We start from the raw sequence: 13,490 nt of genomic DNA, 5'->3' as shown, positions 1-13,490 counted from the left end.
TTGGCAGGAATGAGCGCCAAGAGACCGGCTGCGCTCACCTATCCTGGCCTGTATGACCCTGCATCCGGACCTGCGTATGCCCACCTCCGAAGACTTCGAGCGCTACAGCCCCGAAGAACTGGCCGGGCGCATGAACGGCCTGTCCGGCACGCTGGGCGACCGGCTAGGCATCGAATTTCTCAGCATCAGCCGGCAGCGGGTGGTCGCCCGGCTGCCAGTGGAGGGCAATCTCCAGCCGGCGGGGCGCCTGCATGGCGGGGCTAACCTCGCACTGGCCGAGGAACTGGCCAGCGTAGGCTCCTGGCTCAACCTGGACTCCACCCGGCAGGTGGCGGTTGGCGTGGACCTGAACGGCACCCACGTGCGGGGCGTCAGCGGCGGCTTCGTGACTGGTGAGGCGGAACTGGTCTACCGGGGCCGCAGCGTGATGGTCTGGAGCATCGAGGTCAAGGATGAGCGGGGCCGGCTGACCAGTCTGGCCCGCTGCACCTGCAACGTCATCAGTATGGGCGGCTGAATCGGGCGGCTGTCCATGGCGCGATCTGCTGGCTCAATATCTGCACCGATGATGCCGCAGTGAGTGTGAGATGAGGTTTGTGAAGAACCGTACATCGCTTTTGGCTGCCCTTGCTGTCCCCGCCCTGCTGGGGGCCTGCGCGCCTACCCAGACCGGCGGCGCCTCCCGGACCCCCGAAACCCTGGCCACTCCCATGTCCGTGGTTAAACTTCAGCCCGGTCAGACCCGTTACATCCAAATCATCTACCCGCGCTCGGCGATCAAGGTCAATGACAAGTACTTCCAGGACCTGCGCATTGATTTCGACAATGTCAGCGGGGGAACGTGAATTCCGTCGAGAACCATGCAGGCTGGCTGAAACTCAAGGCCAGCGATCTGCCGCAGGGCGTAGCTGTCCGCTTAGACCGCGCCGCGGTCATGAAGGAAATTACGCGCACTGAAGAGACCCGCCTGTCCACATCCGTGAATTACTACGAGAAGGTCAAGGTCATCCTGAAAGTGACCGCCGACGCGGATGCCAGACCTGTGGCCCTGCGCGTCGCGGAGCTGACCTACTCCGACGACATTACCGACAGCGAGGTGCCGCTCTCTATCTCGGTCGCTGTCGGCAACTAAGCCTCTTCAATAATGCAGATGCCGAGGCCCATAGCCTCGGCATCTGCGTCGTTTCTGATCAGTGGCCCAGATCAGCGGCCCAGTGCCTGGTCAAAGCTTTTGGCCGCACGCTCCTTCATCTGCGCCACTGCAGCCCAGTCGGGCGCGTGGTGCGCTACAGCCTGCGCCGTGATGACGTGCGGATCCAGGAACGTCGGATGCGAGGGCGCCCCGGCATCCTGACAGAACCCCAGCACCTTGGGGTCGTAGGCAATCCCGGCAAAGGGAACCCCCGCAGCAGCAGCCAGAATCACCGCGTGCAGGCGCACCCCGATCACGAAGCCCGCCTGCGCGATGGCGTCCAGCGCCACCTGGGGGTCGCGGGTGCTCAGCACCTCGTCGGCGCCCAGGCTGTGGGCGGCCGTGTCGTCGTGGTCCGGCATAAAGCTCAGGGCCACCACCCGCCGGCCATGGGCCCGCAGCTCGGTCACCACGTCCCGCAACGTGGTGGTCGCATCCGTCACGTCACCGCGCGGCGCCACGATCACGGTGCCCTGATCGCGGCTCAGCCCGGCGGTAGGACTCAGCAGCAGGGCCGGGTCCCCGCCGAGTTCTCCGGTAATGCCCAACTGGCGCAGCGTTTCCAGGCTGCCGCGGTCACGCACGATCACCTGCGCACCTTTTAGAGCAGTCCGGACCTTGCGCCCGCCCTCAGGTGACAGCGGACCGACACTCTGGTTGAACACCACCACCCGCCGGCGCAGCAGCCGGGCCAGCCGGATCACCCCCAGGTAGTAGGTCAGGGTGCGTGAACTGGTCTTGTCCTGCAGCAGGCCGCCGCCGCCTGACAGCAGCACCTGGGAGCGCAGCAGGGCGCGCAGCAGCGCCAGCGGATTCATACGCGCCGCCGCCTCGCTCAGAGCGAACTGCGCGGTTTCGGCCGGGGTATTGGACAGCAGCAGCGGCGTCACTCCGCGGGCCCGCAGCTCACGGCTGATGGCCAGGGCAATGGCCTCGTCACCGGTGTTGCCGAAGCCGTAGTAGCCGCTGACTGCGGCCCTTTTGAATCTGCTTGTCATGCCTGCACCTCCGGACGGGACTGAGTCTCGGGATGAGCCTGACTCGCGGGAGAGGGCTGGGTCTCGGGACGGTAGGTGTGCCACAGCCGCAGACCGAACTTGACGGCCTCTATCAGCAACAGACCGGCAATCAGGCCGACACCCAGCCCGATAAAGGCGCGCGCGGCGCTGATCAGCAGCGGGGTGTGAAAGTGGGAAAAGGTATTGAGGATGCTCGACTGCCCGATCACGCCGCCCAGAATCAGCAGCGCCCCGAAGTAGCCTGGCAGTACCCCGCTCAGCCCCAGCAGGCCCAGGGGATGCCCGGCCAGTTCCTTGAAGCGTGGCCGCACGATGCTGTCCTGCATACCCTGCCGGAACCTGGCTTCAGTGTCGGTGACGCTGGCACCGCTGGTGGTGTTGCCACGGCGCATGAACACCATGGCGAACACGGCCAGACCCAGCGCCATCACCGCAATGTCGCCCAGTTTGATCGGCGCGGTGTACACGTCACGCGCCGTCTTGCGGATGTCCTGACGCGGCAGAAAGCTCAGCGCCACCAGCAGCAGCGGGAGCAGCAGGGTCAGGCCCACGCCCCGGAAAGGCTCCAGCCCCAGCACACTGGCCCTGTTAGCGCCCAGCGCGGAGACGAACAGCACCCCGACCAGCGACAGCCCGGTGGCCAGGAACCAGTCAGAAACCCGGTGGCGGCGCAGCACCAGACCCAGCGCCGGGAACGTCACGGCCGCGACCAGCGCGGCACCTTCAAATGGCTGAAAGCGGTTGAGGCCAAAAGCCAGGAGCGCCGAGCCCCCAGCCACCAGCAGTCCCAGACGCGGCAGCGGGTAGCTCAGGCCCAGCAGCAGCAGGGCCGCCAGCGGTCCCACAAGGCTCAGGGCCCGCAGCAGTGGGTTGGCCTCGAACGGCCGGATCACCGGCTGGTTGACCTGAACACCCTTGGTGGCCAGCAGTGTCTTCATGCGCGACAGCATCGCCTCGGTCTCGCCGACGGTGGGGTAGGGACGCAGGTACAGCAACCGCATGCTGCGCTCGGACGCCGCCAGTCCATACTTACTGGCCACTTCCTCCGGCCCGAGGCGGTTTTGCCACGACGGGTTCATGGCGAACATCCGGGCCGCACCGTGGGTGGCGACCAGGGTGTCCAGGCCGCGTTGTGGGTTTCCTTCGATCAGGGCAGGCAGACGTTGGCCCAGACGCTCATTGATGTCATTCAGCAGTTCAGGCGTGCGTGCCCCGATCACCTCGTCACCGGTGAACGCCACGAAGGGCACGTCGGGCCAGTCGGCTCCAGGCACCCTGACCGCGTCATCAGCGTAGGGCCGGTACAGCACCGTGAGGCCCTGCGCCTTGAGGTCGGCGATCTGCTCACGGTTGGGGCCCGAGGGCAGGAAGCGCGGGTCGGTGGGCCACTCGGTCCAGACCTGCCCGCCCACGCGCACCTGACGGGTGGGGATGGTGTAGCGCGCCGGGAGGGCTTCGGCGGCGCCGGGTTTGATCGAGCGGACATAGACGTTCTGGGCCCGGACTCCGGAGCCGGGGTAACGCACCGCCAGTTCCGCGCCCGGCAGAATATAGATCTCTCCGCGCTGCTCCAGATTGCCGATCACGTCCTCGTAGACCGCCACGCCGTTAAGGCCCAGCGCCTTGTAGCGGTCAAGCAGCGCCTGCGGCTCCAGTCCAAAGCGCCGCGCCTGCAGGGACAGCGCCGGGTAATCCATGACCAGTGCCACTGTTTTCTGCGTCTGTTCGTAGGCGACGCGCTGCACCGCCAGGATCAGCGCCGGAATCAGCGACAGCAGAATCACACCGATCAGGGCGCGCGTCCAGGGATGACGGGTGGCGGGTGGCATCCGCAGGCCCGCTGGCGAAGAAGAAAGGTCCCCGCGCTCGGTTGGGCGGGTGGGGGTCGGGTCGGTCACAGGCACATCCTAAAGGGGCGGGCGCTCACGCCGGCCATGCTGCAGGGCTCAGAGGGCAGACGTCGTCCATCCAAAGGCGGTGGGAGCACCCCGGGAAACACAGGTCGGGAAGGTCAGATGGTCGTGCGGATCCGTGCAGTCAGCATATCCAGCGCCGGCTCGTTCATCCCGCCGTGCGGAATGATCACGTCGGCGTAGCGCTTGGTGGGCTCCACGAAGCTCAGGTGCATGGGCCGCACGTACTCCAGATACTGCTGGATGACGCTTTCGGGTGTCCGGCCACGTTCCTGCGTATCGCGCAGCAGGCGCCGGATAAACCGCACGTCCGCGTCGGCGTCCACAAAGACCTTGAGGTGCATGCGCCCCCGCAGTTCCTCGTCGTACAGCGCGAAAAAGCCTTCCAGCACCACCACCGCGCCGGGCAGCACCGTGGTGGTCTGCGCCGAACGGGTGTGCTGCGTGAAGTCGTACTCCGGCATATCGATCGGCACCCCCGACAGCAGGGCATCGAGGTGCGAGCGCAGCAGCGGCCAGTCAAAGGCGGCGGGGTGGTCGTAGTTGGTATTGAGGCGGGCGCCAAAGAGAATATCGGACTGGTCGCGGTAGTAGTTGTCCTGGTTCAGGACCGAAACCCCGTTTCCACCCACGGTCTCGATCACGCGGCGGGTCACGGTGGTCTTGCCGCTGCCTGACCCTCCGGCCACACCGATAACAAACGGGCGTGCGTGACCGGCCGTCACGCGCGCCCCAGGCTGCCGATCAGGTCGATGCGGCGCTCGGCCATGCGCCGGGCCACCACGTGCGGCGCCTTGCCGTACTGCTCGGCCGCCGCAACGATGCGGTTGACGGTCTGATAGACGCGCTCCGCGGCGTGGGTGGCGTCACTTCCGGTGGCTGCGGCAATCAGGCCAGCGGCGTTGATGGCGTAGTCCGGCATATAGATGATGCCCGCTTCCTTCACCGCCGCCTCGCCCCGCCGTGTGAGCGGGTGATGCTCACCGCCGGCGATCAGGCGGCACTGCAGCCGGGGTACGTCCTCGCTGCGGATGCTGTGACCGTAGCCACAGGGGGACAGGATGTCGCAGGGCGTATCCAGGATCTCGCCCACACCCGCCACCGTCACATTGTCAAGTTCGTCGGCCAGGGCCACGGCCCGGTCCTGCCGCTCGTCGGAAATGGTCAGCCGGGCGCCCTCGCGGTGCAGGTGCATGGCCAGCGAGCGGCCCACCGCCCCGACGCCGACGATGGCCACCCGCACGCCACGCATGCTCTCGCTGCCCAGGGCATGCCGGGCGGCAGCCTTGATGCCCCGGTACACGCCGTAGCCGGTCACGCTGCTGGTGTCGGTGTTCATGCCCAGGGTACTGGGGGTTTCCTGGGCCAGAAAGGCGATGTCAGCGGGCGTCACGCCGATGTCCTCGGTCAGGACCACCCGGGTGGCCATCGGATGCACCTGGCGGCCCAGGGCCCGGAACAGCGCTTCGCGGGCATGCGGGTCTTCTACCCCGGCCTCGGGCATCATCAGCACGCAGGCGCCGCCGCCGTAGTTCAGTCCGGCCAGCGCAGCTTTCAGGGTCAGGCTCTCGGACAGGGCCAGCGCGCCGCGCACGGCGAGTTCCTCGTCCTGATCGCGCAGGCGCACCCCCGCAATGGCCGGGCCCAGCACCGTGGAGTGGATGGCCAGGGCCGCGCGCAGGCCGGTCGGCGCATGGTGAAGCAGCGTCAGGGCCTCATGGCCACGCGACTGCATCTCTTCAAGTATCAACATAGGACTCTCCGAAAAAGCCACGCCACGCGGGCGCGGACATGGCCACTGGAGGGTACCACCCCCAGTGGCCATGTGCCTTTTTCCTCGCGGCCACTCATCACTGAAAGAAGGCTGTCAGTGTCCAGACGGCACGCTGACACGCAAGCATGAGAGCATCTGCTTTAACAGCCCGCACAGACCGCGTGATGATCACTGCGGCCTCCATTACAATGGGCGCGCAAAGGGGGAACTGAATGGAACGCATTGCTCCGCTCGCCAAGATTCTGGCGGAAGCGAACGGGATCGACTGGCAGCACCTGCAGGGCAGCGGCGAAGGTGGCCAGATTGTCGAGCAGGACATCCTCACGCACCTGGCGCGCATCATGACCGGCGAGGAAGAGCCGCCGCCCACTCCGGTGGACGCTCCTCCGCCCGACTGGAACGGTGAGGACATCCCCGGCGGAGGCATGTTCAGTGCCGACATGCTGAGCAAGGCTGGCGTGGACAGCGATATCGCTGCGTTCGTGGAACAGACCCGTCCCGGTGCGGACGTCGCGGCCCCGGCAGCTTCGGCCGCAGCCGCAGACGACGAGGACATGGAATTCGAGCTCGAGGAAGAGGACGCTCCCGCAGCCGCCGAGCCCGTTCCTGCGCCCATTGCGGTGAGCCAGCCGGCGCAGCCCATGGCCGCCAGTGAGCCGCTGCCTGTCCCGACGCCACCCAGTGTTCCGGCCCCCACGCCTCCTGCTTCCGGTGGAGCCGCCGCCGGCCTGGGCAGCCTGCTCTCGCGCCTGTACAAGACCAGCCCTGCGGCCGAAACCCCGGCTCAACCTACCGCCAGCGCCGCGCCTGCCGCCGCACCAGAGGTTCCGGTTCAGCCACCGGTCGCTCCGGTCATGACGCCAGCCACCGTGGTGGAGACGCCCACCATGCGCGACACGCCCGTGGTCCAGGAGACGCCTGTCGTGGAGGACACCCCGGTTGTGCCGGCAGTGGCCGCCAGCGCTCCTGTGGTGGAAGCACCGGTCGAGGAAGCTCCCGTCGCCGCCGAGGTTCAGACACCCGCCCCGACCTTCCCTGCGGTCTCTCCGGCCCCGGAGCCGGTGGCAGCCGCCCCGGCCCCCGCCCCCGTCGCACCGCAGGCTGAGCCGGTGGTCTCCCCTGTCGCCATACCGGCCGCTGCTCAGTCCGCACCGGCTCAGCCTGCAGCCATCCAGGACGCCACATGGTTCGGGGTGTACCTGCGCCGCGACGCCAACCTGAGCGCTGTGACCGACCTGCGCATGCAGCTCACCGACGCCCTGGGCCAGGATGTCCCCCTGTCCCTGCTGGTCGCCCGCGCAGCTCAGCGTCACGCTGACCGCCTGGGCCTCGGCAGCGTAGCCCTGCACGACGGGCAGCGTACCCGCAGCGTCGGCAGCGGGCACCTGCGCGACGCCCTGCACGGACTGGATACCGACCACGACGGTACCCCGGACCTGCTGATTGTTGACGCCGGAGCCCGAGACCTCGACGACCTGCACTTCCCGCACACTCTGACCCTCAGTATCGGGCGGGTGCAGGGTGGCCGCGCGGCCCTGAGCCTTAACGGCAACGTGGACACGGCGCAGGCCGCGCAGTTCCTGGCCGATCTGGCCGGCACCCTGGAACGGCCCATCGTTCTGGTGCTGTAATCCCAGATGTCAGGCGCGCCTGCCCCGTAAGGGCAGGCGCGCTTTTTGTGGTCCGACGGACTCAGGGGCCGGCACCCGGATCAGGCCGGTGAACGGTCAAGGCGTCCGGTCAGCCACACTCCCGTTCAGCCGGAGCCCCATTCAGCCGGAAACCTGGCGGGCGCGTGGGCTGGCCAGCTCCGGATGCCCGGCCTCGACCAGGGCCCGGTCGCGGATGCGGCAGGAGTCGCACACACCGCAGGGCTCCGTGCCGCCCTGGTAACAGCTCCAGGTGACCTCGACCGGCACACCCAGGTCCAGCGCGGCGTTTACGATATCCACCTTGGTCATGTGCAGCAGCGGCGCTTCCAGTTTCGCTCCGCGCCCCTCCAGCCCGGCCTTTGTCGCCAGGTCCGCCAGACGCTGATAGGCCTCCAGATACTCGGGGCGGCAGTCCGGGTAACCGCTGTAGTCCACCGCATTGATGCCCAGGTAGAGGCGTTCGGCCCCGATCGCCTCGGCCAGGCTGAGGCCGACCGCGATGAACACGGTGTTGCGGCCCGGCACATAGGTTGGCGGAATAACGCCTTCATCGGTGCCCCCGGTCGGGACCGTGATGGTCTCGTCGGTCAGCGCACTGCCACCGAAGCTGCCGATGTTGATATCGATGATGCGGTGCTCGGCACCGAAATGCCGGGCGACCAGAGCGGCCCGGTCGAGTTCGATGGTGTGCCGCTGGCCGTAACGGAAGGACAGTGCGGCGCAGGTATAGCCGTCCTGCTGCGTGGCGATGCCCAGCACCGTGCTGGAATCGAGCCCGCCGGAAAGCAGCACCACGGCACGTTTTTGCTGTGTTGTCATGTTCAGTACCCCAGCTGTGGATTGCCGCCCAACGGAATGAGGCGTTTGTCGCTGTTCGCGTCCAGGTCATCGGCCCGGTACAGCTTATGCATCTGGTAGCCGGCCCGCAGGCGGGGGTTGGCCTTCACAGCCTCGGTGATGGCGTTGAGAACCACCACGTCACGCTCGCGGGCGCGGCTCCATTCCGGGTGCAGCCAGATCACGGCGTCGTCCTTCAGGCCGTTCAGCGTCGCCAGTCCGTCCTGGATGTCACTGACGTCATGAACAATGATCTTGACCTCATGGGCCTGCTCAACCACCGAGCGCAGGGGCGGAGTTCCAAAGGGTTTGGGCGACAGCGTTACCCAGTCGATCGCTCCCCTGAGCGGCGCGATGCCGCTGGTCTCCAGGTGAACGCGCCGGCCCAGGCCATGCAGCGCGTCGACCAGTGGCGCCAGATCAAAGAGGATGGGTTCTCCACCGGTCACGACCACCACCGCTCCATCCGGGCTCTCCCGGGCCACACACTCGGCGATGGCCTCCGGCGTCATCAGCTGCACGCCCGCCGGGCGGTAATCCCTGTGCCACGTTCCGGCGCTGTCGCACCAGGGGCACTCCTGCGGGCAGCCGTACAACCGCACGAAATAGGCCGCCCGGCCCAGGTGAACGCCCTCGCCCTGCCAGGTATAGAAGCGTTCGAAGACGGGGTATTTCATTCCCAGTACTCGCACGAGGAATCCGGCGTTTCCCACAGCGTGACCCTGAGTTTCAGGTCTGCTCCGTCATCACCGGGCTCCAGGTCGGCGCGGATGCGTTCCATGGTCTTACGGTGGATGTACGCGGCGATGACCTCCGCTGTCGTGTCGTCCCCCAGTTCCGGCAGGTCGTTCAGGTACGTGTGGTCCAGCCCGCCTGCCATGACATCTTTCTTGGCCCACTTCAGGGTCCGGAAATCGGCCACCATGATGTTGCGCCGGACATGAGCACTGGGCCGCAGGCGCCCGGAGGTCAGCTCCATGCGCACCCGGTACGTATGCCCATGCAGCCGCCCGCAGGGGCCGTCATAGCCGGTGATCACATGGGCGGAGTCGAAGGTGAACTCAGTCCTGAGCGTCCAGGGCATCCTCACTCCTTTCCGGCGCGACGTAGCGGACGGTGCAGACGGTATTGAGGCCACCACGCATGCCGTAATCACAGCGGATGGTCATGCTCAGCGGATCTAGCAGCCGGGTCAGGTCCGCGAGCAGCCGCCGGGTGGCGTGCTCGTGGTAGATGCCCACAAAGCGGTAGCTGGTCAGGTAGTACTTCAGGCTCTTGAGTTCCACGCACTTCTCGCGCGGCTGGTAGCGGATCTCCAGCCGGCCGAAGTCCGGCAGGCCACTCCAGGGGCACACCGGGCTGAACTCGTCGGTGATGATCTCGATGTCCATCGGCTCGCCAGGGTAGCGGGCCGCGTCATCCTCGCGGACATAGGGAAAGGTATCGAGCACGGCCACGTCGATGGCGTCGAGGCCCTGGACGTCATAGCGCCGGTCAAAGCCCGGCTGGCACGGGGGGGTGGTCGTCATACGGTCCTCCTTGAAGATGGGCACCGGTGGTGGCGACCGGCACAGAACGCTCCAGTAAAGAGTGTCAGACGCGTGGTTTCAGTGATGTGGAAGGGTGTCTGGCAGGAAAGTGCCTTCTATGCTGCTGCGGTCACACCACACGGTTGTGATCGCCCATTCCCGAATGCTCTCAATAAAAAATCCCGCACTGGGCGGGATCTTCTTGGTGGCCAGGGCCGGACTTGAACCGGCGACCCAACGATTTTCAGGTGTATGTGCCGCCATTTTACGTCGTGATGCCCTATCCCGCGCAATCATACCACGTCCCTCCAGGACGGCAAATTTTCAAGGTCGCGTCAAGCCGCAGCCCTCTTTCGTCTCGTTTCGTGACGCCTCATTTTGTCTCGGTAGGGCACGCGTTGGGCACGCCGAGACGCATCCTGCAATTTACAGAATGCTTGATTAGGAACAACATTCGCCCGAACCGTCGCGGGCTGTTCTGAGGTCCTACCTGCGGACGCCAACCTGAAATCAGTGGAAGGACGCCTTTCCAGCATCAGCTGGGACGGTACGTTGGGAATCATCAAAAAATAATGCGGTTACCGTTGTAACGACAGATCAGCACTCAAAGGTACTCATCTAGTATGCCTGCTATATATTTCTGCTTTTCCTGCACCTTTGACCGAGAAGATGTCGTGCCTAACCCTCAGTGGCCCACAGGCCGACGTATCACTGATCCGCCTGGGTGCAGCTATTAGCGTCCTGTAAACCATATACTGATACAAAATGCAACACGCCTACAGTCTCGAGAAGATTATATCGGAAACAGTCGATTTATGTCGCAATAATTCATATCAAAGTGTATGCGTACCAATAATAGTCGCCAACTTGGAAGTTAAAGAACTGAGGGATACGTTATCATATAGCATTCTGAAGGAACTACATCTATTCTCAAGAAGTGAATTTCACTTTTATATTGCTGGATGTAGCTCGTCTGACTATAGCTCTTTAGACGAAGCACACTTCATTATAGTAAATAAATACTTCGGATTTAATATAGAAAAGTTTGAAGCTTTAATCAGAGAATTGAAAACACTTGGATTCACTTATGAAGGCGGAGCATGTGTGCTTCTAGTGGAGTTCTCGGCCGAATCGGGCAAATTTACGAATAACATCAATACTATCTCCATTGAAGAGGGAACTAAGAAAAGTACGTTACAACACATTTTACATACCGTGAGTTTACACGGTCGCGGAAGGCTGGAAGACCTGAATGAGAAGCTGAGAGATCTACAATGAAAAGTAGTAATGACAATCATATACTTATACTTTCTGCCTTAATAGCTTGGCTAGCATGGCCAATTCTTTTCGGCCTACCTTTTGCGTTTTATAAAATGGTCGGAATTAAATTTTCCGAACTGGGGCAATATGGAGATATGTATGGTGGCTTCAACGCAATTATTACAGTTGTTACTGCGCTGGTGGTGATTTCTTCGTTCCGGAGAGATAATAAGAAAGATGAGCAACAAAAGTGGATTTTATATGGCGACCTTATCGAGAGAATAGCCAGAAACGACATTATCTTAAACAAGATTCCCTTATTAGTGGACCGGAATACGGGATCACGTTATAATAAAGAGTATATAATAGATAACAATATTTCGGACGTGCTCAGCCTAATAGCCACAGCTTCGTACGCGGTCACGCTTGTCAATAGAGATATGCTGCCAAGCGAGAAGAAAAGCGAAATCGAGAGATTTACGAATAAAGTATATAACACAATTCAGAAAAATACAGTGGTCGTAGCAATAGTTAGAGGCAATGTATTATTCGACTCAATAACTTCATCTTGATATATGTAAATCCTCAGTCAAGAATATGTAATCACTTGTATTTACGGGTTATGGAAGTCAATTAAGGAGAATTCTTTGTTTGCAACAGCAAGGATGAGCTACGAATTCATTATGCCCATAATAAGCTTCAAATTACATCCGGCGAAATTCCATTTCGTTGAACAAGCGGTTTAGGCAGATGCCAATCGCTGTTCCAGATACCGCTCCGCTGCGCCCACCGCACGCCTTATAGCGCGTTTAGTCTCACTGTTTAACCATTTAGCGCGCTGGGTATCGGTTGTGATGACAGCACGATCCTTGTGTTTAAACGTAAGAGTGAAGCCTTCCTCTGGGTATGTGCGGAGCCAGAAGTCCCAGATGCGAAGCCGATAAGGCCAGGTCGCGCCAGGCGTCATGTATTTCAGTTGCAATAGGGCAACATGATCTGCCGAGAGAGATTTACTCCCCAGATTTGGTATGGGATCGTTCCGAGGAATTAGAGCGGGCGGCTCATCTGTCAAGACGTAACGCAAAGCACTCTCGGTGGTCCAGCCAGGGTAGTGGCTCAAGGCTTGGCATGCCTGATAGAGCGCTAGCATGGGGCCTTCTTTAGAAACCCGAATGTTGTGCCCTTGAAGGGTGAGCGTCCAGCCCTCCCACGTCATGGTGATGTGCGGTATCCCTTCCACGGACTGCACTGTGCCGCCTAGGGCGTCGAGCTTCAGGATGAGGTCTTGCAGGGCATTTGTAAGCGAGTGCTTCCGCCGGGAGCTGCTGAACTCGGAAATATTTACTGCGTCAAGCATGCCTGCAACGTCATCGGTTTCTATCAATACCTGAAGCATGAGCCGGCCACTGGCCTCTCGACGCTCCTGCTCTTCAAGCCACCGCAAAGCGTCCTGCGTGGCCTGCTGGCGTCGGGATTCATATGCGGGCGTCAACCACGGAAAGGGCGCTGTTCTGTCCTCCCAGTAGCGTTGCCGACACTCGTCTACCAACGCGGTACGCCCCTGATCTTCCTGCAGCAGCAGTGCCAGGGCGTAGCTCATCCCGTGCCGCGAGTCCATCAGCTGCATTGAGGGCCTGGGCACCGGCAGAGGCACGTCCATAGCCAGGCGTGGCCGAATCACGCGCGGGAGATAGCGGGCAGCATTTTCTGCAATGAGCTCTACATCTTCAAATGTGCCGTCCGGCGAGATAAGGCCAGCTACGGACGGGTAATTCAGGGCACGATCAATCTCCTCGCGGGTGGCCGTCAGGCCATGCCACTCCAAAAGTTTTGCCCTAACCTGCCGACGAATCGCAGACAGATCAGCCCGCTGAAGCCGTCGTTGCACCGTTGTAGACACGATTTGCACACTGCCCCTATGTAACGAAGTCAAAACAGATTACTGAAATGCCTTCTGCAGTCTACCTACAGGAGGCACGAAACGACATGACGCAACACACCGCAATCCCCGGATTCACCCTGCGAAGCGAACCGCACTCCTTGATGGAAGCCACCCTGCACGCGGATCGCCTCACCCGCCGGCCCGAAGAAGTCGGGGTGCTGCTGGGCATCGGGCGCAACGGCGTGTACGAGCTCATCCGCAAGGGCGAACTGCGCAGCATCCGCGTCGGTCGGAAAATCATCATCCCTCTGGCTGCCATCAACGAGTTCCTGAACCGCCCCAGTTGACCACGAAGGTCACCACACCGACGGCCTGCACCCTAACCCTTCCTCTGCCCCGCTGAGCCGCTGGCGACCTGACAGGTCGCCCGGC

At 62.6% G+C, this 13,490-nt stretch carries 16 protein-coding genes; 7 read left to right on the top strand and 9 right to left on the bottom strand.

Annotated elements, in window-relative coordinates:
• The first annotated feature begins 52 nt into the window (after positions 1–52).
• From IEY49_RS13265 to IEY49_RS13255, 3 genes are all read left to right on the top strand, one after another.
• Positions 53–517, top strand: a complete 465-nt coding sequence (locus IEY49_RS13265) for a PaaI family thioesterase (RefSeq protein ID WP_189009557.1) — start codon at positions 53–55, stop codon at positions 515–517.
• Positions 518–596: 79 nt separating this feature from the next.
• The gene (locus IEY49_RS13260) at positions 597–845 is read left to right on the top strand and encodes a hypothetical protein (protein ID WP_189009554.1); all 249 of its coding nucleotides are present in this window, start codon (positions 597–599) and stop codon (positions 843–845) included.
• A complete protein-coding gene (locus tag IEY49_RS13255; RefSeq protein WP_189009551.1) occupies positions 842–1,132 on the top strand; it encodes a hypothetical protein in 291 nt (96 codons plus the stop codon). Before IEY49_RS13260 ends, IEY49_RS13255 begins: the two co-directional genes overlap by 4 nt.
• A gap of 71 nt (positions 1,133–1,203) precedes the next feature.
• On the opposite strand, the gene csaB is transcribed toward IEY49_RS13255, so the two are convergent.
• The 4 genes from csaB to IEY49_RS13235 form a co-directional block, all read right to left on the bottom strand.
• Complete coding sequence (gene csaB / locus IEY49_RS13250; RefSeq protein ID WP_189009547.1) at positions 1,204–2,190, bottom strand: polysaccharide pyruvyl transferase CsaB; 987 nt, start codon at positions 2,188–2,190, stop codon at positions 1,204–1,206.
• Positions 2,187–4,040 (bottom strand): DUF5693 family protein, encoded by a 1,854-nt coding sequence (locus IEY49_RS13245; RefSeq protein ID WP_189009811.1) that lies wholly within the window; start codon positions 4,038–4,040, stop codon positions 2,187–2,189. The genes csaB and IEY49_RS13245 overlap by 4 nt, the downstream gene beginning before the upstream one ends.
• A 182-nt stretch (positions 4,041–4,222) precedes the next feature.
• On the bottom strand, positions 4,223–4,849 hold the full coding sequence (gene udk / locus IEY49_RS13240; protein WP_189009544.1) for a uridine kinase: 627 nt from the start codon (positions 4,847–4,849) through the stop codon (positions 4,223–4,225).
• On the bottom strand, positions 4,846–5,877 hold the full coding sequence (locus IEY49_RS13235) for a Glu/Leu/Phe/Val dehydrogenase family protein (RefSeq protein WP_189009541.1): 1,032 nt from the start codon (positions 5,875–5,877) through the stop codon (positions 4,846–4,848). The genes udk and IEY49_RS13235 overlap by 4 nt, the downstream gene beginning before the upstream one ends.
• A gap of 233 nt (positions 5,878–6,110) precedes the next feature.
• Here IEY49_RS13235 and IEY49_RS13230 point away from each other — a divergent pair, with 233 nt between their 5' ends.
• The gene (locus IEY49_RS13230) at positions 6,111–7,529 is read left to right on the top strand and encodes an E3 binding domain-containing protein (protein ID WP_189009538.1); all 1,419 of its coding nucleotides are present in this window, start codon (positions 6,111–6,113) and stop codon (positions 7,527–7,529) included.
• A gap of 141 nt (positions 7,530–7,670) precedes the next feature.
• Here the strand turns inward: IEY49_RS13230 and queC are convergent, their stop codons facing one another.
• The 4 genes from queC to queF are packed head-to-tail and all read right to left on the bottom strand — an operon-like array spanning position 7,671 to position 9,916.
• The gene (gene queC / locus IEY49_RS13225) at positions 7,671–8,369 is read right to left on the bottom strand and encodes a 7-cyano-7-deazaguanine synthase QueC (RefSeq protein WP_189009535.1); all 699 of its coding nucleotides are present in this window, start codon (positions 8,367–8,369) and stop codon (positions 7,671–7,673) included.
• Positions 8,370–8,371: 2 nt separating this feature from the next.
• On the bottom strand, positions 8,372–9,064 hold the full coding sequence (locus IEY49_RS13220; RefSeq protein ID WP_189009532.1) for a 7-carboxy-7-deazaguanine synthase QueE: 693 nt from the start codon (positions 9,062–9,064) through the stop codon (positions 8,372–8,374).
• Entirely contained in the window at positions 9,061–9,471 is a 411-nt protein-coding gene (locus IEY49_RS13215) for a 6-pyruvoyl trahydropterin synthase family protein (RefSeq protein WP_189009529.1), read from the bottom strand. The genes IEY49_RS13220 and IEY49_RS13215 overlap by 4 nt, the downstream gene beginning before the upstream one ends.
• Positions 9,449–9,916 carry a preQ(1) synthase gene (gene queF, locus IEY49_RS13210; RefSeq protein WP_189009526.1) on the bottom strand — a complete coding sequence of 156 codons (468 nt, stop codon included), beginning with the start codon at positions 9,914–9,916 and terminating at the stop codon, positions 9,449–9,451. The genes IEY49_RS13215 and queF overlap by 23 nt, the downstream gene beginning before the upstream one ends.
• 765 nt (positions 9,917–10,681) lie before the next feature.
• Here queF and IEY49_RS13205 point away from each other — a divergent pair.
• Both IEY49_RS13205 and IEY49_RS13200 read left to right on the top strand, forming a co-directional pair.
• The gene (locus IEY49_RS13205; protein WP_189009523.1) at positions 10,682–11,194 is read left to right on the top strand and encodes a hypothetical protein; all 513 of its coding nucleotides are present in this window, start codon (positions 10,682–10,684) and stop codon (positions 11,192–11,194) included.
• Positions 11,191–11,748, top strand: coding sequence for a hypothetical protein (locus IEY49_RS13200; RefSeq protein WP_189009520.1), 558 nt, complete (start codon positions 11,191–11,193; stop codon positions 11,746–11,748). Before IEY49_RS13205 ends, IEY49_RS13200 begins: the two co-directional genes overlap by 4 nt.
• A gap of 170 nt (positions 11,749–11,918) precedes the next feature.
• Here the strand turns inward: IEY49_RS13200 and IEY49_RS13195 are convergent, their stop codons facing one another.
• Positions 11,919–13,085: a hypothetical protein gene (locus IEY49_RS13195; protein WP_189009517.1), complete on the bottom strand. Its 1,167-nt coding sequence runs from the start codon at positions 13,083–13,085 to the stop codon at positions 11,919–11,921.
• 77 nt (positions 13,086–13,162) lie between these two features.
• On the opposite strand from IEY49_RS13195, the gene IEY49_RS13190 reads away from it, so the two are divergent.
• Positions 13,163–13,405, top strand: a complete 243-nt coding sequence (locus tag IEY49_RS13190) for a helix-turn-helix domain-containing protein (RefSeq protein WP_229780791.1) — start codon at positions 13,163–13,165, stop codon at positions 13,403–13,405.
• Positions 13,406–13,490 lie beyond the last annotated feature (85 nt).

Source organism: Deinococcus malanensis (assembly GCF_014647655.1).
In the GTDB taxonomy this organism is placed as follows: Bacteria; Deinococcota; Deinococci; order Deinococcales; family Deinococcaceae; genus Deinococcus; species Deinococcus malanensis.
This window is presented reverse-complemented; position numbering and strand designations above follow the sequence as displayed.

Coding starts and splice junctions, on each gene's coding strand:
- IEY49_RS13220 (WP_189009532.1), bottom strand. CDS start 9,064: ATGAAATACCCCGTCTTCGAACGCTTCTATACCTGGCAGGGCGAGGGC.
- IEY49_RS13190 (WP_229780791.1), top strand. CDS start 13,163: ATGACGCAACACACCGCAATCCCCGGATTCACCCTGCGAAGCGAACCG.
- queF (WP_189009526.1), bottom strand. CDS start 9,916: ATGACGACCACCCCCCCGTGCCAGCCGGGCTTTGACCGGCGCTATGAC.
- queC (WP_189009535.1), bottom strand. CDS start 8,369: ATGACAACACAGCAAAAACGTGCCGTGGTGCTGCTTTCCGGCGGGCTC.
- IEY49_RS13205 (WP_189009523.1), top strand. CDS start 10,682: ATGCAACACGCCTACAGTCTCGAGAAGATTATATCGGAAACAGTCGAT.
- IEY49_RS13265 (WP_189009557.1), top strand. CDS start 53: ATGACCCTGCATCCGGACCTGCGTATGCCCACCTCCGAAGACTTCGAG.
- IEY49_RS13200 (WP_189009520.1), top strand. CDS start 11,191: ATGAAAAGTAGTAATGACAATCATATACTTATACTTTCTGCCTTAATA.
- IEY49_RS13245 (WP_189009811.1), bottom strand. CDS start 4,040: ATGCCACCCGCCACCCGTCATCCCTGGACGCGCGCCCTGATCGGTGTG.
- IEY49_RS13235 (WP_189009541.1), bottom strand. CDS start 5,877: ATGTTGATACTTGAAGAGATGCAGTCGCGTGGCCATGAGGCCCTGACG.
- IEY49_RS13230 (WP_189009538.1), top strand. CDS start 6,111: ATGGAACGCATTGCTCCGCTCGCCAAGATTCTGGCGGAAGCGAACGGG.
- csaB (WP_189009547.1), bottom strand. CDS start 2,190: ATGACAAGCAGATTCAAAAGGGCCGCAGTCAGCGGCTACTACGGCTTC.
- IEY49_RS13215 (WP_189009529.1), bottom strand. CDS start 9,471: ATGCCCTGGACGCTCAGGACTGAGTTCACCTTCGACTCCGCCCATGTG.